This is a genomic window from Pseudomonas sp. PSPC3-2 (assembly GCF_049897085.1).
GTDB classification, from domain to species: domain Bacteria; phylum Pseudomonadota; class Gammaproteobacteria; order Pseudomonadales; family Pseudomonadaceae; genus Aquipseudomonas; species Aquipseudomonas paraveronii.
In genome coordinates this window covers 1-518 of the sequence record NZ_JAFCVO010000052.1, presented here as the reverse complement: position 1 = coordinate 518, position 518 = coordinate 1, and the positions used below count along the sequence as shown (strand labels likewise).

Sequence of the window (518 nt, the reverse complement as noted above, 5' to 3'; positions counted from 1 at the left end):
CTTGATATGCTCCTGCCCCCGCGTGTCATCCATGCGCAGCTTGTTATTCGCCGGAGTACGCAGCACGTTGCGTTTGTAATTGCGCAAAGTCACATGATCAACGTGTTGGCTGTCGTGCAACGCGTGCGCGATGTAAGGCCGGTCCGGGTCGCCCTGTTCAAAGGCGATGGCGACTTCGGTGCCGGGAATCAACGGCAGGTGCAGGCCGTGGGTATCCCCGGCGTAGGGTCGGGCCAGGCGTAGCCAGAGGCTTTCTTCACCGGGTTTCCAGGCGTCGCGGTCGAACAGGAAATTGACCTTGTAGCGCCCTTCGATGTCGATGTGCCCGTAGGGGTCATGCGCCTGCGGGCTGGTGACGCGGGCCGGGACGGTGCCGGCGATTTGCGGTTTGTCTTGTAACTCCGGGCGAAAGCACACCGTTTCCGAGTAGGGAATGGCCTCAAACGTCACTTCGTAACTGGCGTCGCGAGCGGCGCGGCTGATCAGTTGGGTGATCACCGCACCTGGCGCGAAAGCCT

General features: G+C 61.8%; 1 protein-coding gene. It reads right to left on the bottom strand.

Annotated elements, in window-relative coordinates; translation table 11 throughout:
• The coding region (gene vgrG / locus ACP7CJ_RS28880) for a type VI secretion system tip protein VgrG (protein WP_426103259.1) at positions 1–518 on the bottom strand (518 nt) is incomplete at both ends.